This window comes from Sphingomonas sp. MMS12-HWE2-04 (assembly GCF_044881185.1).
In the GTDB taxonomy this organism is placed as follows: Bacteria; Pseudomonadota; Alphaproteobacteria; order Sphingomonadales; family Sphingomonadaceae; genus Sphingomonas.
Map to the genome: position 1 here is coordinate 2,941,970 of NZ_CP173254.1, position 17,235 is coordinate 2,959,204.

Genomic DNA, 17,235 nt, shown 5'->3' on the forward strand with positions numbered 1-17,235 from the left:
CCTCAGCGCTGAGGGTCAAGATTGCATGGACGCCACAACGCGTTATGTGCGCCTGATGCGCACCGCCAGCATCAGCCGAAAGACCAGCGAGACCTCGGTCGACGTCACCGTCAACCTCGACGGCACCGGCGCCTTTGCCATCTCCACCGGCATCGGCTTCTTCGATCACATGCTCGAGCAGCTCTCGCGCCACTCGCTGATCGATCTCGACGTCAAGACCGTGGGCGATCTCCATATCGACCAGCACCACACCGTCGAGGATACCGGGCTCGCGATCGGCGAAGCGGTGGCCAAGGCGCTCGGCGACAAGAAGGGCATCCGGCGATACGCCGACGCGCTTTCGCCGATGGATGAGACGCTCACCCGAGTCGCGCTCGACATTTCGGGCCGCCCCTATCTCGTCTGGAAGACCGAGTTCAGCCAGAAACGGCTCGGCGAGATGGACACCGAGATGTTCGAACACTGGTTCCACAGCTTCGCCCAGACCGCCGGGCTGACGCTCCATGTCGAGACGCTCTACGGCACCAACAACCATCATATCGCCGAGGCCGCGTTCAAGGGCCTCGCCCGGTCGCTGCGCGAGGCGATCGAGATCGATCCGCGCAAGGCAGGCGTGATCCCGTCCACCAAGGGCGTGCTCTGAGCGTGGCGGCGAGGGTCGCGCTCATCGATTATGGCGCAGGCAACCTCCATTCGGTGCACAATGCGCTCAGGGCCGCCGGCGCGCAGGGGCTGGCGATCACCGCCGATCCCGATGCCGTCGCGCGGGCCGACCGCATCGTCCTGCCCGGCGTCGGGGCGTTCGGCGCCTGCGCGCGCGGCCTGCGCGCCATCCCCGGCATGGTCGAGGCGATCGAGCAGCGCGTGCTGCGCGAAGCCGCGCCGTTCCTCGGCGTGTGCGTCGGCATGCAGCTGATGGCGACCACCGGCGAGGAGCTCGGCAGCCATCAGGGGCTGGGCTGGATCCCCGGCACCGTCCGCCAGATCGATCCTGCTCCGGGCGTCCATGTCCCCCATATGGGCTGGAACGACGTCATCCCCGCCGCCGATCACCCGCTGATCCAGGCCGGCGAGGCCTATTTCCTCCACAGCTTCGCCTTCACCGGCGGCGACGTCCTCGCCACCACGTCGCATGGCGGTCCGGTCACCGCGGCGATCGGCCGCGACAATCTTGCCGGCGTCCAGTTCCACCCCGAAAAGAGCCAGCGCTACGGTCTTGCGCTGCTGGAGAGGTTCCTCGCATGGAAGCCCTGAACCCCGGCCTGATCGTCTTCCCCGCCATCGACTTGAAGGCGGGCCAGGTCGTCCGCCTCGCCGAGGGCGATATGGACCGCGCCACCATCTATGGTGACGATCCCGCCGCCCAGGCCGAAATCTTCCAGCGCGCCGGGGCCGAATGGCTCCATGTCGTCGATCTCGACGGCGCCTTTGCCGGTGAATCGGTGAACGGCGCCGCAGTGGCAGGAATTGTCGAGCGCTTCGGCGGCAAGGTCCAGCTCGGCGGCGGCATCCGCAATCGCGAGTCGATCGAGCGCTGGCTCGATCTCGGCGTCGAACGCGTCGTCATCGGCACCGCCGCGCTCGAGAACCCCGATCTCGTCCGCGAGGCGGCGCGCGACCATCCCGGCCGCATCGTCGTCGCGGTCGATGCGCGCGACGGCATGGTCGCCACCCATGGCTGGGCCGACGTATCTGACGTCAGCGTCGTCGAGCTTGCCCAGCGCTTCGAGGATGCCGGCGTCGCCGCGCTGCTGTTCACCGATGTCGGCCGCGACGGCCTGCTCAAGGGCTGCAACGTCGAAGCCACCGTCGCGCTCGCCCGCGCCTCGACCATCCCGGTCATCGCCAGCGGCGGCGTCACCGACATCGCCGATATCCACGCGCTGCGCGGCCATGTCGCCGACGGCATCGAAGGCGTCATCACCGGCCGCGCGCTGTATGACGGCCGGCTGGACCTGAAATGGGCGATCGAGGTCGGCCAGGCATGAGCAACGGCTTCTTGATCCTCCCCGGAACGGGGAGGGGGACCATGCGCAGCATGGTGGAGGGGGCTCTCCACCCGCGAATCCCGTTGGGGCACTCCCCCTCCACCACCGCCTTCGGCGGCGGTCCCCCTCCCCGTTCCGGGGAGGATCTATGACCGTCCGCGCCCGCGTCATTCCCTGTCTCGACGTCGCCAACGGCCGAGTCGTCAAGGGCGTCAACTTCGTCGCGCTGCGCGATGCCGGCGATCCCGTCGAGCAGGCGCACGCCTATGACGCCGCCGGCGCCGACGAGCTCTGTTTCCTCGACATCACTGCCAGCCACGAGGCCCGCGGCACCATCCTCGACGTCGTCCGCCGCACCGCCGAGGTGTGCTTCATGCCCTTGACCGTCGGCGGCGGCGTGCGCAGCGTCGACGATGCGCGCGCGCTGCTCCTCGCCGGCGCCGACAAGGTCGCGGTCAACTCCGCCGCGGTCTCGCGACCGGAGGTGGTCGCCGAGATCGCCGATCGCATGGGCAGCCAATGCGTCGTCGCCTCGGTCGACGCGCGCCGCACCGGCGAGGGCCGCTGGGAAGTCTTCACCCATGGCGGCCGCCGCGCCACCGGCATCGATGCGGTCGCACACGCGCTGCGCCTCGCAGCGCTCGGCGCCGGCGAGCTGCTCATCACGTCGATGGACCGCGACGGTACCCGCGACGGCTATGACCTCGATCTGATCCGCACCATCGCCGATCAGGTCACCGTGCCCGTCGTCGCCTCGGGCGGCGTCGGCACTCTGGACCACCTTGTCGCCGGCATCAGCGAGGGCCACGCCTCCGCCGTGCTCGCCGCGTCGATCTTCCATTTCGGCGAAGCCACGATCGCCGATGCCCATGCCGCGCTTGCGCAAGCCGGCATTCCGGTGCGCAAGCCGGTTCGCGCCTGACCAGGCCGCGCCCCGGCCCAAGGCCCGGGTGACAGCAAGCGTGCGGCAGCTATAGTCGCCGGCGAGTATAGGAGCACATCATGCCCACACGCCTCGCGTCGCTTGCCCTGGCCATCCTGCTCCTGCCCGGAACCGCCTTCGCCCAGGGCGCCAAGGTCAGCTCCGCGGTCGAGCTCGCGCGCCAGGCCGATGCGCTCAAGCCGGGCGAGTGGGTATGGGCGCCCGGAGTCGCCCCGGCCGGCCCGTTGCTCGTCTATGTCGATCTCTCTGCCCAGCGCGCCACCGTCTACCGCAACGGCGTCCGCATCGCGGTGAGCACTGTCTCCTCGGGCAAAGCGGGGCACGACACCCCCACCGGCGTGTTCACCATCCTCCAGAAGGACGCCAAGCACCATTCGAGCAAGTACAACAACGCCGCGATGCCCTTCACCCAGCGGCTGACCTGGGACGGCGTCGCGCTCCATGCCGGCGGCCTGCCCGGCTATCCCGAAAGCCATGGCTGCGTGCATCTGCCCTACAGCTTCGCCCAGGCGCTGTTCGGCACCACCAGCCTCGGCGTCACCGTGGTGGTCGAAGGCGACGCCGCCAACCATGTCCGCACCACCGAGGCGAGCCTGCTTGCCCCGCTCGACGCCAAGGGCCGCCCGACCACCATCGCGCCGCTCGACGGCGAATATCGCTGGAACCCCGCCGCCGCGCCCAACGGCCCGCTCACCATCATCGTCTCGAAGAGCGACCAGCGTATCGTCGTGCTGCGCGGCGGGGTCGAGATCGGCCGCAGCGCTGCCGAGATCGCCGATGACGATCCCGGCTCGCACGTCATCAGCCTCGCCACCGGGCCAGACGGCGCCCCGCGCTGGACCTATATCGGCCTGCCCGGCCATGACGAGGATGCCGGCCGCCCGCTCGACGAGGCGATCCTGAACCGGGTCCGCATGCCCCGCGACTTCTACGACAAGGTGCGCGCGGCTCTCGTCCCCGGCACCACCCTGCTCGTCACCCAGTCGAGCGTCGGCGCCGAGACCGGCAAGCGCATCACCATCATGGACGCCGTCTCGCCCGCGCCGTGACGCCCGGCCCCGCGCCGGCTCCGTCAGACGCTGGTGCGTGCAGGGCGCCACGCGTCGGCAGGCCGGCGGAGATAATTGTCGACGACGTAGCGCCATGGAATGAGGAAGGGGAAGGCCAGCGCGACCGCGCAGGCGACCAGCGTCGCGATGAAGTCGGCATCCAGCTTGTCCGCGGACCAGAGCGGCAGCGCGATCCGCAGCGTCCAGATCGTCTTCCAGGTCATTTCGAACATCAGCAGCGGCAGCATCTGCAGCGGATAGCGCAGCCCCAGCAGCGCCAGCAGGCCGACCGCGCACAGCATCGAGAGCGCCGCGCCGTGCATCAGTTCGAGCTGCGGCCCCTCGCGCAACAGAACCGGCCACATGCCGGCACCGATGCCGAGGACGAGCAGAAGATAGCCGCTGCGCAGCAGGTTGAGACGAAGCGCCGAGAGATTGTGCATGGTGATTTCGCCTTTGTGCGGGGATGACACGAGGATCATTGGCCGGGCCCTTCGCCGGATCGATAGGTCAGGATCTCGCCCGGCTGGCAATCCAGCACCTCGCAGATCGCCTCCAGCGTCGTGAAGCGGACCGCCTTGGCCTTGCCGGTCTTGAGGATCGACAGATTGGCGAGCGTCAGGTCAATCGCTTCGGACAATTGGGTCAGGGTCATGCCCTTGCGCTGGAGCACCTCGTCCAGCGTGACGATGATCGGCATGGTCACACCGTCCCTTCGAGATCGTCGCGCATCCCGGCGCCGACGACGAAGACGCGGGCCAGCACGAAGCTCATCAGCACCGCGAGCCACCCGGCCGGCGAGATACCGGCATCGGGAGCGGCCGAACCCAGCGCCGGGAAACCGCGCGCGATCAGAACGGCGGGGATATCGAGTAGCTGGATCGCCACCAGGCTCCACCCGATCGTGCGCAAGCGCGCCGCATTGTCCAGGACGAACGGGTCGCCCGCCATCACCGTCGCGACGATCTGGCGCAGCGCGCGGAGCATCACGAAGATCAGGCCGGCCATCGCGATGCCCAGCACCATCAGCCAGCGGATGCCGGCGGTTCGCTCGTCGAGCGCGGCGCCGCCGTCCTCGCCGAGCAGCAGCGTCGTGAAGCGTCCGCCGAGGGTCGCCGAAGCCGCCAGCCCGGCGAGCACCGCCGCGCCGAACGCCCAGTCGGCAAACGAGGCCAGGCGCAGCGCCAATGCCGATGAATGGATCAAACCGTTGCGATTCTTCATGTCCGTTCTCCTTATTGTTTTTCGATAAGGGATGCGGAGCATATCGTCAATCGATAATATCGAAATACGATAATAAACCTGGCGAAGCTGATCGCCCGCCGCCGGTCATGGGCTGCCCGACAACCCGGCAGGACCGCGGGCGAGGCGCATCGGGCGATCGAAGCCGTTGTCCGCATCGCGCGGCCCGGGCTGATCGCGGGTCTTGCCCGCCTGGCGCGCAGCATCGATCGCGCATGGCCGTCGGCGCGGGACGCAACCTCCGCGAACGCAGCTTCCTCCGCGCGCAGGCGGCGGCCTGCGCCTAGCCCTGACGCGCGGTAAACACCGCCAGTTGGTCGGCAAACGCGCGCTGATAGGCCGGCCGCGCCTCGCCACGCGCGATATAGGCGGCAAGGTTCGGATGCGCCTCCACCAGCCCGCCGCCTAGCCGGCGCAGCACCGTCACCATCAACAGGTCGGCCGCACTGAAATCGCCGTCGAGCCAGTCGGCCGCGCCGATCCGGTCGGCAAGCTGGCCCAGCCGCGTGCGGATACGGTCCTCGACGATCGGCATCCGCGCCTCGGTCCAAGGCTTGTCACCCTCCACCAGCCGGGCGGTCTCGCGCTCGACGATCACTGGCTCGACGGTGTTGAGCGCGGCGAACATCCAGCCGATCGCCCGCGCCCTCGCATCGCCGTCCTCGGGCAGCAGTCCGGCATGGCGCTGGGCGATATGGAGCACGATCGCCCCGCTCTCGAACAGCGCTAGGTCGCCTTCCTCATAGGTCGGGATCTGCCCGAACGGATGCAGCCCGAGATGCGCCGGCGCCTTCATCGCCGCGAACGACACCAGCCGCACCGCATAGGGCTGGCCCACTTCCTCCAGCGCCCAGCGCACCCGCATGTCGCGCGCCAGCCCGCGGCCCCGGTCGGGCGAACTCTCGAAGGCGGTGATCGTGATCGTCATCGCAAAGGCGCTCCGTTCCCCAACCAGATTTACGCTGTCCTACAGCCGGCTGGCGATGCTAGCCTGATCGATGCTCTTTGACACCGTCGATCGCCCCTGGACGCGCCTGAACCTGCGCGCGCCGCAACTGTGACTTTTGCGACTTTCCGCTCGCCCCCCGCGGGAAACCGCGCGCGCCAGAAAACGCCTGATCGTGTCAACCAGTGTCAAGCGAAGGTCTTCGCGGCCGCCCGGCTCGCGGCCTCGCGCTTCCCAACCGAAAGGTTGGCTACGCGCCGCTCCCACAGCCGAAGAACCGCCGGATCGTGTCAACTTTGTCAACCGAGCCTCGCCCAGGGCCCTAGCCGAATCTTAACAACCTGCCGGTTATGCTCGGCGCCATGTTCCGCATCGCCGCCGCCCTGCTGCTGATCGCGCCGTCGGTGCTCGCCGCGCCGCACAATGGAGTCGCGGGCAGCCGCTCGATGCCAGAGCTGTCGGACATCGCGCTGTTCCTCTGCGCCGCCGGTGCGGTGTGGTTCGTCCGCCGCGCGCTGCGCGCCCGCTTCCGCCGCGCCCGAGAGGATTGACCCCTCAGGATTGCGCCCCAGGATTGACAGCGGCGCCCCGGTCCTACAGCCGGTCGCCATGGCCGACTCCCTCGATGCGCTCGAACAGCTGATCCGCACCCGCCGCACCGGCGATCCGGCATCGTCCTATGTCGCCCGGCTGACCGCCAAGGGCCGCGCCAAGATCGCGCAGAAGGTGGGCGAGGAAGCCGTCGAGGCCGCAATCGCCGCGGTGCAGGACGATGCGCCCGGACTGGTCGGCGAGGCCGCCGACCTGGTCTTCCACTTGCTCGTCCTGCTCGCCGATATGGGCCTCAGCCTCGACGATATCCGCGCCGAACTCACTCGCCGCGAGGGCGTATCGGGTCTCGACGAAAAGGCCGCGCGCCCGGCTTAGTCGTCTTCGGCGATCCGCACCCGCATGCCGTCCAGCGCGTCGGTGAACGGGATCTGGCACGATAGCCGCGAGGTCGCGTCGCGCGTCATCGAGCTGTCGAGCAGATCGTTCTCGTCCTCGCCCATCGGCGGCAGTTTGGCCGCAAATTCCGGGTCGACATGGACGTGGCAGGTCGCGCAACTGCAGCAGCCCCCGCAAATGGCCAGCAGCTCGTCAAAGCCGTTGTCGCGGATCACTTCCATCACGCTGAGGCCAATCTCGCCGGTGACCGTCCGCTCTTCTCCCTCGCGCGTCACGACGGTAAGCTTCGGCATGGCAATCTCCTTTGGTGGCGCTCATGCCGCCTTCCCCGCCGCACTGCAAGGATAGACCCGATGGGCCTAAGCGCCGACCAGATAAAGGCATCGATCGATGCGCTCGCCGCGGTCGAGCCTGCCTTCGCCGCCGCGCTCGAGCGGGCGGGCTATCCCGAGCCGCGGCTGCGCGATCGCGGCTATGAGACGCTGCTGCGCACGATCGTCGGCCAGCAGGTCAGCGTCGCTGCCGCCCAGTCGATCTGGAACAAGCTCGCCGCCGTCCTGGGCAACCTCACCGATCCGGGCACGGTCGCCAGGGCCAGCGACGAGCAGCTCCGCGCCGCCGGCCTGTCGCGCCAGAAAGCGGGATATGCCCGCAGCCTTGCCGAGGAAGTGACCAGCGGGCGGCTGGACCTGGAGAACCTGCCCGCCGACGACGAGGAAGCGATCGCGGCGCTCACCCGAATCAAGGGCATCGGCCGCTGGTCCGCGGAGATCTACTTGCTCTTCGCCGAGGGCCGGCCCGACATCTGGCCCGCCGGCGACCTCGCGGTGCAGATCGAGATCGGCCGCATCCTCGGCCATGCCGATCGCCCGTCGGAAAAGATGCTGCGCGAATGGTCGAAGGGGTGGAGCCCCCACCGTGGCGCCGCGGCGATCTTCGCCTGGCACCATTACAAGACCGACATGGACGTGATCTAGCCGCCCACCGCCTCCAGCCCCATCGCGATCGCGCCGAGCGGCCCGGCCATCGTCCCCAGCCCCGGCGGTCCGACCCGCCGGTCGAGCGTCTCGCTATAGGCGGCAAGCGAGCCATAGCCGCCGATGCTCTCCGCCAGCCGCGCCCGGATCCGGTCGAACAGATGCGGCCGCTTGGCGATCACCCCGCCGCCGATCGCGATCCGCTCGGGCGCCGCGGCGGTGACGAGATTGTGGAGCAGCCCGGTCAGGTCGTGGACGAACAGGTCCCATTCGGGCCCGTCAACCGGCAGCTGGCTTCCCGGCATGCCGAATCGCTCGGCGATCGCCGGGCCCGAGATCAGCCCCTCGACGCAGTCGCCATGGAAGCGGCACCAGCCGGCATAGCCGTCGCCCGGCGCCCGCGGCACGCGCATATGCCCCGCCTCGCCATGCGCCACGCCCTGCACCGGGCTGCCGTTGGCGACCAGCCCGACGCCCACGCCGGTGCCGATGGTGATGTAGACATGCGTCGACAGTCCCTGTGCCGCCCCCCAGCGCGCCTCGGCCAGCGCGGCGCCGTTGACGTCGGTCTGGATCGCCAGCGGCCTGGCATAGCGCGCACTCAGCCGCCGGACGAGATCGGTCCCCGTCCAGCCCGGCTTGGTCGTCGCGGTCACCGACCCGAAATCGGGGCGGCTGCGGTCGAGCTCGAGCGGCCCAAAGCTGGCGATACCGATCGCGTCGAAGGCCCAGCCGTCGAGCACCGCCTCGATCGCGGCGAGCGTGGTGGCGGGGTCGGTGGTCGGGATGGTGTGCTGCTCGCCGACTTCGTTCGGGCCGGTCGCCAGCAGCGCGACGCATTTGGTCCCGCCCAGTTCGATCCCTGCGATGCGCGGTGGGTTAGTCATGCAATGCAGCTAGCGCAGCCCCAGCGCGATGGGAAGCGGTGTCAGCCGCAATGACGGCTCAAGCAGTTTATAATTAAATCGAAATCAAACTATAATTGCTTTGACCCAATTCACCCGGATGATAGCGTCGCAGCAGTTTCTTCTCAAATAAGCGGGGGACTATAATGCGAATGACGCATGTGAGCGGCGCCTTGTCGGCACGCGATACCAAATATATCGAAGTCGATAGCCGAGTCGTTCGCTGGATCGCGCAGGCCGCCGTCGATGTCGAGCTGTTCACCATCCCGCTCTATATGACATCGCTCTATTCGATTTCGGGGATGCATCCGATCACGGGGCAAGGAAACGCCTTCTATAAGGGCCGGCTGTGGCCCGGCGCCAAGACCAGCGTCGACGAGGTGGCCACTCCCGGCGCACCGGGATGGGGCAACAAGCGCGCGTTCAACATCGTCTTCTCGGTCTTCATCCAGGAGATGCTCCATCTCCAGATGGCCGCCAACCTCGCGACCGCGATCGGCAAGACGCCCTGCTTCACCGACACTGCGCTGCAGACTGCGGATCATGGCTGGAAGTGCTACGGGCCCGATCTCACCGTCATCCCCAACATCGTCGACCTCACCGATACCTCGACCTATGCGAGCACCAAGGTGAATGTCGGCCCGCTCGATGCCGATCGCATCGCCCTGTTCCTCGCCATCGAGCAACCGCAGGACGACGCCGAGCGAGACATCGTCCGTAACCAGCAGAAATACTTCCCCAAAGTCCCCTTCGATGGCGGCGATCCCGCTTACGATCCCGCCACGGCCGGCATCATGTTCGGCTCGATCGGCTATATGTACCAATGCTATCGCGACTATCTGTCGATCACCTACAGCGACGGCACCCGGTTGTGGGACCATGTCTTCGACTCCGCCGGACAGCAGAACGACCTGTTCAACGGCTTCAGCTTCCCCGGCCACCCGATGCGCGAGTTCATGGGGTTCGAGACCACGATCGCGCTGACCGATAAGGACATCGCCTTCCGCCAGGCGCTGGTGATGATGAACGCAATCACGGATCAGGGCGAAGGCGCCACGCTAAAGGCGCGGCTCGACATTGCCAACGAGACGATGCTGCTCGGCGCAGTCGAGAAGCGCTATTGCCCCGATATCGATGCGCTCCGCTCGGACTATCCGAGCTATGACGATACCGGCAAGCAGGTCCCTTCGGCCGATGCCGTGGCGCGCGGCGCCAATGACGGCGCCGACCATTACGAACGCTTCGAGGAAGTGCAGGGCCTGCTCGATCAGGGCGCGATCGTCACCTGGGACAAGGCGGGCAAGGCCGGCGTCTGGACCGGCGACGACCTCAAGACCGCCGACTATCAGCCCAAGGATTGCGGCAACCTCCCCGAGCCCGAGGCGATCGCGGCGGCGCTCAACAATCTCTACAACGACAATGCCGAGGCCAATTACGCTACGCTGAGCCAGGCCGTGGTCGGCGCGATCAAGGGCGTCACTACCGTGCTCGATCAATATTGGGCGCCCGGCAGCACGACTGGTTTCCCCTTCCCCTCCATGGCGGGATCGGGCGATCGCATGTCGACTGCCTGGGCGGTGTTCGGCCGGACGCCCGACTTGAGCAAGGGCATCGCCAAGCCCGATACCAATGTCGTCAACCACGCCTGCCAGGGCTTGAGTCTTACCCCCGAAGGCGGCGTCGTCGGCACCAATGCCTGCGCGCAGACGACGATCTTCCACACCTGCCGCGGCTCGAACCTGTGCAAGGGCATGGGCGGTTGCGGCTTTGTCCAGCCGACGTCCGGCGGTGGCAGCTGCAGCACCTCGGTCGCCGCGCCGGCGCCCAAGCACGATATGCCGGGGGTACGGGGCAATAACTGCTCGGCGGTTCAGATGCGCGCCCTCGGCGGCTCCGCCGGCGGCAACCCGATTCACTACACGGCGCCCAGCAACAATATCTGCGGCGGCTTTGGCGGCTGCGCGGTGCCGATCTCGGCCATGCAGCTCTATCCCAAGGCGGGCACGATGGAAATCTATGTATTGGGCAGCCCGTCAAAGCCGATCGGCACGATCGACTTCGCCATCGGCGATCGGGTTGAGGACATCGCTTTCCAGGCCTTTTCGATGGCCGCTGCGGACCTCGGCTATCCCGCCCCGACCCAGCAGGAACCCAACGATCTGCGCCTCGCCTTCCCGCCCTCGACCTGATGACCGTCGCAGCCCGCCTCGGCCTGCCCTGCCCCGGCGACGGGTGGGGCTGCGCGAGGAGCATTTTCCGCACCTGATGGCCACGCCCCCCGCGCTCTGGGGCGTCGACTGGTTCGAAGTCATCACCGAGAACTGCCTCGACAATCACGGCTGGGCGATGCGCGTGCTCGAGCATGTCGCGGCGCACCGGCCGATCGTGCTGCACGGCGTGTCGCTGTCGATCGGCAGCACCGCCGCGCTCGATCGCGGGTATCTCGCCAAGGTCCGCGATCTTGCCGCGCGCTTCGCGCCGCTCTGGGTGTCGGACCATCTCTGCTGGACCGGCATCGCCGGGCTCAACAGCCACGATCTGCTGCCGATGCCGCTTACCGAAGAAAGCCTCGCACATGTGTCCGACCGCGTCCGCGCCGTGCAGGATTTCCTCGGCCGCCCGCTGATCCTCGAAAACCCCAGCACCTATCTCGAATTCTCGGCCAGCAGGATGCCCGAGCAGGAGTTCCTCGCGCGCCTTGCCCAGGACACCGGTTGCGGCCTCCTGCTCGACGTCAACAACGTCCATGTCAGCGCGTTCAACCATGGGTTTGATCCGCGCGCCTATATCGACGCGATCCCGGTGGAGCATGTCGTCCAGGTCCATCTCGCCGGGCCGAGCGATCACGGCACCCACCTGATCGACACGCATGACGCGCCGGTCCCCGATGCGGTATGGCCGCTCTATGCCCGCGTCTGGGAGCGTTGCGGCCCGGTGGCGACGATGATCGAATGGGATGCCAAGGTGCCCCCCTTCGCCGAACTCGTCGCCGAACTCGCCAAGGCGCGCGCGGTGCGCCAGGGTCTGGCAGTCGCCGCATGACCGGGCTCGCCGAACTCCAGGACTGGATGCAGGCCGCGATCGTCGGCGCCCAGGCGCGTGACGCCCGGGCCCATGTCCGCGAAGGCAACCGCCTCACTGCCGAGGCGCGGGTCGGCATCTATGCCGCGAGCTATCGGCTCCGGCTGCTCGAATGCCTCCAGGCCGAATATCCGCTGCTCGCCGGGCTCGCCGGCCCCACGGCCTTCGAGCTGTTCGCGCTTGGCAATATCGCCGCGCACCCCTCCCACTCCTACACCTTGTTCGATTTCGGTGCCGGCTTCGCCGACTATCTCGATGCCAACCGCCCCTCCGGCCCGACCAGCGCGCCGGGAGCCATCCCCGCAGCGCTCGCCCGCATCGAGCGGGCCAAAGCCGAAGTCGCCCGCGCCCAGGGGGTCGAGGATACCGTGGCGCCCAACGCGCCCTATGTCACTACGCTGCTCGGCCTAGCGGCGTCGGCGGGCTGGCGCCTGCCCGACAGCGTCCGCCTGCTCGCGCTCCCCTTTGATTTCGGGCCTACGCTCGCCGCTGCCGAGGCGCGCGATCCGCCCGCACTCCCGGTGCCGCGCCCGTCGCTGCTGGCCGTCGCGCGTGCCGAGTATCGCGTCGCCTGCCACCCGCTCGAGCCGCTCCACTATGACTGGCTGAGCGGCCTTGCCGATGGCGCCCCCGCCGACCCGCGCCTCGCCGCCTGGCTTCCCTTCGCCCGGGCGCAGGGTATCGTGGTTCAGGCTTAACCCTCTCCCGCCTGCGGGAGAGGGTTAAGCCTCGACGATGCTCCGCGCCACGGCCTCAGCGACCTTGATCCCGTCGATCGCCGCCGAGAGGATGCCGCCGGCATAGCCCGCGCCCTCGCCCGCCGGAAACAGCCGCTCGACATTGAGGCTCTGATAGTCCTTGCCGCGCGTGATCCGCACCGGCGAAGAAGTCCGCGTCTCCACCCCGGTCATCACCGCGTCGGGATGGTCGTAGCGCGCGATCTGGCGGCCGAACGCTGGCAGCGCCTCGCGGATCGCCTCGATCGCAAAGCCCGGCAGGCACTCGGCCAGGTCGGTCATCGTCACCCCCGGCTTGTACGACGGCACGACTTCACCGAGTGCCGTCGAAGCCCGTCCGGCAAGCAGATCCTCGACCCGCTGCCCCGGCGCCCAATAATTGGACCCGCCCGCGATGAACGCGCGTTCCTCCCAATGTCGCTGCAGCGCGATCCCCGCGAGCGGACCGTCCGGATAATCCCGCGCCGGGTCGATCGCCACGACCAGCCCCGAATTGGCGTTGAACTCGGCGCGCGAATATTGGCTCATGCCGTTGGTCACCACGCGCCCTTCTTCCGAAGTCGCCGCGACCACGCGCCCGCCCGGGCACATGCAGAAGCTGTAAACGGTGCGACCGTTCTCGCAGTGATGTGCCAGGCTGTATGCCGCCGCGCCGAGATCGGGATGCCCGGCGCATTTGCCGTAGCGCGCCTGATCGACCCAGTTCTGCGGATGCTCGATCCGCACCCCGATCGAGAAGGGCTTGGCTTCCATATGCACCCCGCGCCGGTGGAGCATCTCGAAGGTCGGCCGCGCGCTATGGCCCACCGCCATCACCACCTGGTCGGCCTCGAGAAAGCTGCCGTCGTGGAGGTGGAGCCCGCGCAGCCGCTGGCGGCCATCGGGAAGTCGGTCTAGCGCAATATCGTCGACCCGCGTCTGCCAGCGATATTCCCCGCCGAGCGCCTCAATCGACTGGCGCATGCTCTCGACCATGGTGACGAGCCGGAAGGTGCCGATGTGCGGGTGCGCTTCCCACAAGATGTCGTCGGGGGCGCCCGCCTTGACGAATTCTTCCAGCACCTTGCGGCCGAGGAAGCGCGGATCCTTGACCCGGCAGTAAAGCTTGCCGTCGGAAAACGTCCCTGCCCCGCCCTCGCCGAACTGGACATTGCTGTCCGGGTTCAGCTCGGCGCGGCGCCACAGGCCCCAGGTATCGCGCGTGCGCTCGCGGACGATCTTGCCGCGATCGAGGATGATCGGGCGGAAGCCCATCTGCGCCAGGATAAGCCCGGCGAACAGCCCGCACGGCCCCGCGCCGATCACCACCGGCCGCTTGCCGCTCCACCCCGCCGGTGCCTGCGCGACGAAGCGATAGGCCATGTCGGGCGTCGCCCGCACATCCTTGTCGCCCGCGAGCCGCTCGAGCACCTCGGCCTCGTCCGCCAGATCGAGGTCGAGTGTGTAGACCAGCAGGATTGCGTTGCGCTTGCGGGCATCGTTGCCGCGGCGATAAACGGTCCAGCTACGCAGCGCCTCACGTGCGACGCCCAGCCGCGCGCAGATCGCCTCGGGCAGCGCCTCGGCGGGATGATCGAGCGGCAGCGAGAGTCCGGAAAGGCGAAGCATGCCGAGCCCTTAGAGGCTTAGCGCCTCCGCGCCAATTCTCCTCGCAGCGTTACAGCGCCGCCCAGTCGATCGGCGCATTGCGGTCGAGATAGCCGGACGCATCCGCCATCGGATATTTCAGCCCCGTCGCGCAGTTGAACAGCACCGTCTTCTCCTCGGCATCGACCAGCCCCGCCGCCAGCGCGTCGCGATACGCCGCCAGCGTCGCGCCGCCTTCGGGGCAGAGCAGCAGACCGTCCCGCTTTCCCGCATCGTCCACCGCCGCGAGGATCGCCGCGTCGCTCACCGCCAGCGCCTTGCCGCCGCTTGCGCGCACTGCATCGAGGATCAGGAAATCGCCCACTGCCTGCGGCACGCGGATCCCCGCCGCGACGGTGTGCGCGTCCTCCCAGCGCACTGCGTGCCGCTCGCCCGCCTCAAACGCCCGCACGATCGGCGCGCAACCCTCGGCCTGCACCGCATACATGCGGGGGCGCTTCGCCCCGATCCAGCCCAGCGCCTCCATCTCGTCGAACGCCTTCCACATCCCGATCAAGCCGGTGCCGCCGCCGGTGGGGTAGAAGATCGCATCGGGCAGTTCCCAGCCGAGCTGCTCGGCGAGCTCGAGCCCCATCGTCTTCTTGCCTTCGATCCGATACGGCTCCTTGAGCGTCGACAAGTCGAACCAGCCGCGCGTTTCCTTTCCGGCACCGACCAGCTTGCCGCAATCGTCGATCAATCCGTTGACCCGATAGACCCGCGCGCCCTGCGCCGCGATCTCGCGGACATTGATCTCGGGCGTATCGTCCGGGCAGAAGATCACCGCTTCGATCCCCGCCCGCGCCGCATAGGCGGCCGCCGCAGCGCCGGCATTGCCGTTGGTCGGCATCGCGATCGTGGTGATGCCCAGCTCCTTCGCCATAGCGATCGCCATCACCAGTCCGCGCGCCTTGAACGAGCCGGTCGGCAGCCGCCCCTCGTCCTTCACCCAGACATTGCCCGGTTCCTTCTCCAGCGACACGATCGGGGTCGCGCTCTCGCCCAGGCTGACGATGTTCTTCGTCCGCCGTACCGGCAGCAGCTCGCGATATTTCCACAGATCCGCCGGCCGCACCGCCAGCGCCGCAGGCGTCAGCGCGGCCTTCACCCCAGGCAGGTGATAACGAACCAGCAGCGGCCGCCCGACCCGCGACAGCCCGTGAACCTGGTCGGCGTCGTAGCGCTCGCCGGTCATCGAACATTCCAGATGGCTGACAAAGGTCGGCCGGTCGGCGGTGAGGTTGTCGTTGTGCATGACCTAGCGCTTAGGCCAGGCGAGCGTCGCGAGCACCGGGAAATGATCCGAAGTCTGCACGGCACCCTGATGATCGGTGATCGTTTCCACCCGCTCGGCCTTAAAGCCGCGGGTGAAGATCCAGTCGATCCGCTTGGTCGGGACACCCGTAAAATCGTGGAAGGTCTCGTCCGGGCCGAGCTTGACCGGCGCGGTATCCCGCGCATCCTTCAACCGCGTTGCCAGCAGCGTGTGGGTCGCGCTGCCGGGCGTGGTATTGAAGTCGCCGGTCAGCACCACCGGCAGCGTTCCCGCCATCGCCTGGATCCGCGCCAGCACCAGCGCCGCGCCCTTCTCCCGCGCATGCTCGTCCTGGTCGCGATGGGGCAGATGCGTGTCGAACGCATAGAAGCGCCGCCCGCCTTCGACAGTCTCGAACAATCCCCAGCTTGCCAGCCGCGGCAGGTCCGCGCCCCAGGCCGCCGTGCCCGCAACTTCGGGCGTGTCAGACAGCCAGAAATTGCCCGACCGGATCAGCTTGAGCCGATCGGTCCGATAGAAGATCCCCATATGCTCGTCTTCGTCGCCGCCGCGCCGGCCGACGCCGAACCACGCATAGCCCTTGAGCCGTTCGACCAGGAAATCGCCCTGCAGCTTGAGCAGCTCCTGCGTCCCGATCAGGTCGGGCGCTGCCTTTTCGAGCATCGCAGCGGTCACTTCGCGGCGGTTGGCCCAGGAGTTCACCCCGTCGGTATCGTTGGCATAGCGGATGTTGAAACTCATCACCGTGAGCGGCGCCTGCGCCATCGCCGGCACGCTCGCCACCAGCAGCCCTGCCAGCACCGCGCCCATCATCTTCCAAAGCCGCATCGCGAATCCTCTTCCTTTTTCCGTGTCCGCTTAGGCCAGATGATTGTTTCGCCGCCGTTGCCCCTTTGCGGCAATCGCCCCCCTCCCCATATCGCGGCTCTATGAGCGAAAACAGCAATGCGTGGCACGGCACGACCATCCTCTCCGTGCGCAAATCCGGCAAAGTGGTCATCGCAGGCGACGGGCAGGTTTCGGCGGGTAACACCGTGATGAAGCCCAATGCCAAGAAGGTCCGGCCGCTCGGCGACGGCAAGGTCATCGCCGGCTTCGCCGGCGCGACCGCCGATGCCTTCACTCTGTTCGAACGGCTCGAGTCCAAGCTCGAGCGCCATCAGGGCCAGCTCCTCCGCGCCGCGGTCGAGCTCGCCAAGGATTGGCGGACCGACAAATATCTCCGCAACCTCGAAGCGATGCTGATCGTCGCCGACAAGGACGTGACGCTGGTCGTCACCGGCAATGGCGACGTGCTCGAACCCGAAGGCGGCGTCGCCGCGATCGGATCGGGCGGCAATTTCGCCCTCGCCGCTGCACGTGCGCTGGTCGATTACGAGACCGACCCCGAAAAGATCGCCCGCCAGGCAATGAAGATCGCCGGCGAGCTCTGCGTCTACACCAACGATCGGCTGACGGTCGAAAGCCTCGACAGCGCGAACTGAATCACGCCCCTTCCTGCAAGGGAGGGGCCGGGG

Annotated in this window: 21 protein-coding genes; 12 read left to right on the forward strand and 9 right to left on the reverse strand. The window is 67.9% G+C overall.

Translation table 11 applies throughout. The features are described from left to right. Window positions 1-55: 55 nt before the first annotated feature. The 5 genes from hisB (at window position 56) to AB2M62_RS13660 (ending at window position 3,980) form a co-directional block, all read left to right on the forward strand. Window positions 56-643 (forward strand): imidazoleglycerol-phosphate dehydratase HisB, encoded by a 588-nt coding sequence (gene hisB / locus AB2M62_RS13640; RefSeq protein WP_404339944.1) that lies wholly within the window; start codon window positions 56-58, stop codon window positions 641-643. 2 nt (window positions 644-645) lie between these two features. Further along, the gene (gene hisH, locus AB2M62_RS13645; RefSeq protein ID WP_404334575.1) at window positions 646-1,254 is read left to right on the forward strand and encodes an imidazole glycerol phosphate synthase subunit HisH; all 609 of its coding nucleotides are present in this window, start codon (window positions 646-648) and stop codon (window positions 1,252-1,254) included. Further along, the gene (gene hisA, locus AB2M62_RS13650; RefSeq protein WP_404334577.1) at window positions 1,242-1,988 is read left to right on the forward strand and encodes a 1-(5-phosphoribosyl)-5-[(5-phosphoribosylamino)methylideneamino]imidazole-4-carboxamide isomerase; all 747 of its coding nucleotides are present in this window, start codon (window positions 1,242-1,244) and stop codon (window positions 1,986-1,988) included. The genes hisH and hisA overlap by 13 nt, the downstream gene beginning before the upstream one ends. A gap of 148 nt (window positions 1,989-2,136) precedes the next feature. After that, window positions 2,137-2,910, forward strand: a complete 774-nt coding sequence (hisF, locus tag AB2M62_RS13655) for an imidazole glycerol phosphate synthase subunit HisF (RefSeq protein WP_404334579.1) — start codon at window positions 2,137-2,139, stop codon at window positions 2,908-2,910. Between the two features lie 80 nt (window positions 2,911-2,990). Continuing rightward, entirely contained in the window at window positions 2,991-3,980 is a 990-nt protein-coding gene (locus tag AB2M62_RS13660; RefSeq protein WP_404334581.1) for a L,D-transpeptidase, read from the forward strand. A gap of 23 nt (window positions 3,981-4,003) precedes the next feature. Here the strand turns inward: AB2M62_RS13660 and AB2M62_RS13665 are convergent, their stop codons facing one another. From AB2M62_RS13665 to AB2M62_RS13680, 4 genes are all read right to left on the reverse strand, one after another. Further along, the gene (locus AB2M62_RS13665; protein WP_404334583.1) at window positions 4,004-4,423 is read right to left on the reverse strand and encodes a hypothetical protein; all 420 of its coding nucleotides are present in this window, start codon (window positions 4,421-4,423) and stop codon (window positions 4,004-4,006) included. Between the two features lie 35 nt (window positions 4,424-4,458). Beyond that, entirely contained in the window at window positions 4,459-4,680 is a 222-nt protein-coding gene (locus AB2M62_RS13670) for a helix-turn-helix domain-containing protein (RefSeq protein ID WP_404339946.1), read from the reverse strand. Between the two features lie 2 nt (window positions 4,681-4,682). Further along, window positions 4,683-5,204 (reverse strand): DUF2975 domain-containing protein, encoded by a 522-nt coding sequence (locus AB2M62_RS13675; RefSeq protein WP_404334585.1) that lies wholly within the window; start codon window positions 5,202-5,204, stop codon window positions 4,683-4,685. 301 nt (window positions 5,205-5,505) lie between these two features. Next, window positions 5,506-6,150: a glutathione S-transferase family protein gene (locus tag AB2M62_RS13680; protein WP_404334587.1), complete on the reverse strand. Its 645-nt coding sequence runs from the start codon at window positions 6,148-6,150 to the stop codon at window positions 5,506-5,508. Between the two features lie 380 nt (window positions 6,151-6,530). Between AB2M62_RS13680 and AB2M62_RS13685 the strand changes: the two genes are divergently transcribed. Beyond that, window positions 6,531-6,719, forward strand: a complete 189-nt coding sequence (locus AB2M62_RS13685) for a hypothetical protein (RefSeq protein ID WP_404334589.1) — start codon at window positions 6,531-6,533, stop codon at window positions 6,717-6,719. Between the two features lie 58 nt (window positions 6,720-6,777). Then, window positions 6,778-7,095, forward strand: a complete 318-nt coding sequence (locus AB2M62_RS13690; protein ID WP_404334590.1) for a phosphoribosyl-ATP diphosphatase — start codon at window positions 6,778-6,780, stop codon at window positions 7,093-7,095. Here AB2M62_RS13690 and AB2M62_RS13695 read toward each other — a convergent pair. Then, window positions 7,092-7,409 (reverse strand): 2Fe-2S iron-sulfur cluster-binding protein, encoded by a 318-nt coding sequence (locus AB2M62_RS13695; RefSeq protein ID WP_404334592.1) that lies wholly within the window; start codon window positions 7,407-7,409, stop codon window positions 7,092-7,094. The genes AB2M62_RS13690 and AB2M62_RS13695 overlap by 4 nt on opposite strands. A gap of 60 nt (window positions 7,410-7,469) precedes the next feature. Between AB2M62_RS13695 and AB2M62_RS13700 the strand changes: the two genes are divergently transcribed. Beyond that, the gene (locus AB2M62_RS13700) at window positions 7,470-8,093 is read left to right on the forward strand and encodes a DNA-3-methyladenine glycosylase family protein (protein WP_404334593.1); all 624 of its coding nucleotides are present in this window, start codon (window positions 7,470-7,472) and stop codon (window positions 8,091-8,093) included. On the opposite strand, the gene AB2M62_RS13705 is transcribed toward AB2M62_RS13700, so the two are convergent. Then, complete coding sequence (locus AB2M62_RS13705) at window positions 8,090-8,980, reverse strand: ROK family protein (RefSeq protein ID WP_404334595.1); 891 nt, start codon at window positions 8,978-8,980, stop codon at window positions 8,090-8,092. The two genes, AB2M62_RS13700 and AB2M62_RS13705, sit on opposite strands and share 4 nt — an antisense overlap. Window positions 8,981-9,144: 164 nt before the next feature. Here AB2M62_RS13705 and AB2M62_RS13710 point away from each other — a divergent pair, with 164 nt between their 5' ends. From AB2M62_RS13710 to AB2M62_RS13720, 3 genes are all read left to right on the forward strand, one after another. Further along, window positions 9,145-11,187, forward strand: coding sequence for a ferritin-like domain-containing protein (locus tag AB2M62_RS13710; protein ID WP_404334596.1), 2,043 nt, complete (start codon window positions 9,145-9,147; stop codon window positions 11,185-11,187). A 76-nt stretch (window positions 11,188-11,263) separates the two neighbouring features. Continuing rightward, a complete protein-coding gene (locus AB2M62_RS13715; protein ID WP_404334598.1) occupies window positions 11,264-12,040 on the forward strand; it encodes a DUF692 domain-containing protein in 777 nt (258 codons plus the stop codon). Further along, the gene (locus AB2M62_RS13720; RefSeq protein WP_404334600.1) at window positions 12,037-12,777 is read left to right on the forward strand and encodes a putative DNA-binding domain-containing protein; all 741 of its coding nucleotides are present in this window, start codon (window positions 12,037-12,039) and stop codon (window positions 12,775-12,777) included. The genes AB2M62_RS13715 and AB2M62_RS13720 overlap by 4 nt, the downstream gene beginning before the upstream one ends. A gap of 24 nt (window positions 12,778-12,801) precedes the next feature. Here the strand turns inward: AB2M62_RS13720 and AB2M62_RS13725 are convergent, their stop codons facing one another. The 3 genes from AB2M62_RS13725 to AB2M62_RS13735 are packed head-to-tail and all read right to left on the reverse strand — an operon-like array spanning window position 12,802 to window position 16,546. Further along, complete coding sequence (locus AB2M62_RS13725) at window positions 12,802-14,424, reverse strand: NAD(P)/FAD-dependent oxidoreductase (protein ID WP_404334602.1); 1,623 nt, start codon at window positions 14,422-14,424, stop codon at window positions 12,802-12,804. A gap of 49 nt (window positions 14,425-14,473) precedes the next feature. Next, on the reverse strand, window positions 14,474-15,697 hold the full coding sequence (locus AB2M62_RS13730; protein WP_404334604.1) for a threonine synthase: 1,224 nt from the start codon (window positions 15,695-15,697) through the stop codon (window positions 14,474-14,476). A 3-nt stretch (window positions 15,698-15,700) separates the two neighbouring features. After that, window positions 15,701-16,546, reverse strand: a complete 846-nt coding sequence (locus AB2M62_RS13735; RefSeq protein ID WP_404334606.1) for an endonuclease/exonuclease/phosphatase family protein — start codon at window positions 16,544-16,546, stop codon at window positions 15,701-15,703. 101 nt (window positions 16,547-16,647) lie between these two features. Between AB2M62_RS13735 and hslV the strand changes: the two genes are divergently transcribed. Continuing rightward, a complete protein-coding gene (hslV, locus tag AB2M62_RS13740; protein ID WP_404334608.1) occupies window positions 16,648-17,202 on the forward strand; it encodes an ATP-dependent protease subunit HslV in 555 nt (184 codons plus the stop codon). The last annotated feature ends 33 nt before the right edge of the window (window positions 17,203-17,235 follow it).

Excerpts from the sequence above, each read along its gene's own strand:
- hisB (WP_404339944.1), top strand. The coding sequence starts at position 56 with ATGCGCACCGCCAGCATCAGCCGAAAGACCAGCGAGACCTCGGTCGAC.
- hisA (WP_404334577.1), top strand. The coding sequence starts at position 1,242 with ATGGAAGCCCTGAACCCCGGCCTGATCGTCTTCCCCGCCATCGACTTG.
- hisF (WP_404334579.1), top strand. The coding sequence starts at position 2,137 with ATGACCGTCCGCGCCCGCGTCATTCCCTGTCTCGACGTCGCCAACGGC.
- AB2M62_RS13660 (WP_404334581.1), top strand. The coding sequence starts at position 2,991 with ATGCCCACACGCCTCGCGTCGCTTGCCCTGGCCATCCTGCTCCTGCCC.
- AB2M62_RS13665 (WP_404334583.1), bottom strand. The coding sequence starts at position 4,423 with ATGCACAATCTCTCGGCGCTTCGTCTCAACCTGCTGCGCAGCGGCTAT.
- AB2M62_RS13670 (WP_404339946.1), bottom strand. The coding sequence starts at position 4,680 with ATGCCGATCATCGTCACGCTGGACGAGGTGCTCCAGCGCAAGGGCATG.
- AB2M62_RS13675 (WP_404334585.1), bottom strand. The coding sequence starts at position 5,204 with ATGAAGAATCGCAACGGTTTGATCCATTCATCGGCATTGGCGCTGCGC.
- AB2M62_RS13680 (WP_404334587.1), bottom strand. The coding sequence starts at position 6,150 with ATGACGATCACGATCACCGCCTTCGAGAGTTCGCCCGACCGGGGCCGC.
- AB2M62_RS13685 (WP_404334589.1), top strand. The coding sequence starts at position 6,531 with ATGTTCCGCATCGCCGCCGCCCTGCTGCTGATCGCGCCGTCGGTGCTC.
- AB2M62_RS13690 (WP_404334590.1), top strand. The coding sequence starts at position 6,778 with ATGGCCGACTCCCTCGATGCGCTCGAACAGCTGATCCGCACCCGCCGC.
- AB2M62_RS13695 (WP_404334592.1), bottom strand. The coding sequence starts at position 7,409 with ATGCCGAAGCTTACCGTCGTGACGCGCGAGGGAGAAGAGCGGACGGTC.
- AB2M62_RS13700 (WP_404334593.1), top strand. The coding sequence starts at position 7,470 with ATGGGCCTAAGCGCCGACCAGATAAAGGCATCGATCGATGCGCTCGCC.
- AB2M62_RS13705 (WP_404334595.1), bottom strand. The coding sequence starts at position 8,980 with ATGACTAACCCACCGCGCATCGCAGGGATCGAACTGGGCGGGACCAAA.
- AB2M62_RS13710 (WP_404334596.1), top strand. The coding sequence starts at position 9,145 with ATGCGAATGACGCATGTGAGCGGCGCCTTGTCGGCACGCGATACCAAA.
- AB2M62_RS13715 (WP_404334598.1), top strand. The coding sequence starts at position 11,264 with ATGGCCACGCCCCCCGCGCTCTGGGGCGTCGACTGGTTCGAAGTCATC.
- AB2M62_RS13720 (WP_404334600.1), top strand. The coding sequence starts at position 12,037 with ATGACCGGGCTCGCCGAACTCCAGGACTGGATGCAGGCCGCGATCGTC.
- AB2M62_RS13725 (WP_404334602.1), bottom strand. The coding sequence starts at position 14,424 with ATGCTTCGCCTTTCCGGACTCTCGCTGCCGCTCGATCATCCCGCCGAG.
- AB2M62_RS13730 (WP_404334604.1), bottom strand. The coding sequence starts at position 15,697 with ATGCACAACGACAACCTCACCGCCGACCGGCCGACCTTTGTCAGCCAT.
- AB2M62_RS13735 (WP_404334606.1), bottom strand. The coding sequence starts at position 16,546 with ATGCGGCTTTGGAAGATGATGGGCGCGGTGCTGGCAGGGCTGCTGGTG.
- hslV (WP_404334608.1), top strand. The coding sequence starts at position 16,648 with ATGAGCGAAAACAGCAATGCGTGGCACGGCACGACCATCCTCTCCGTG.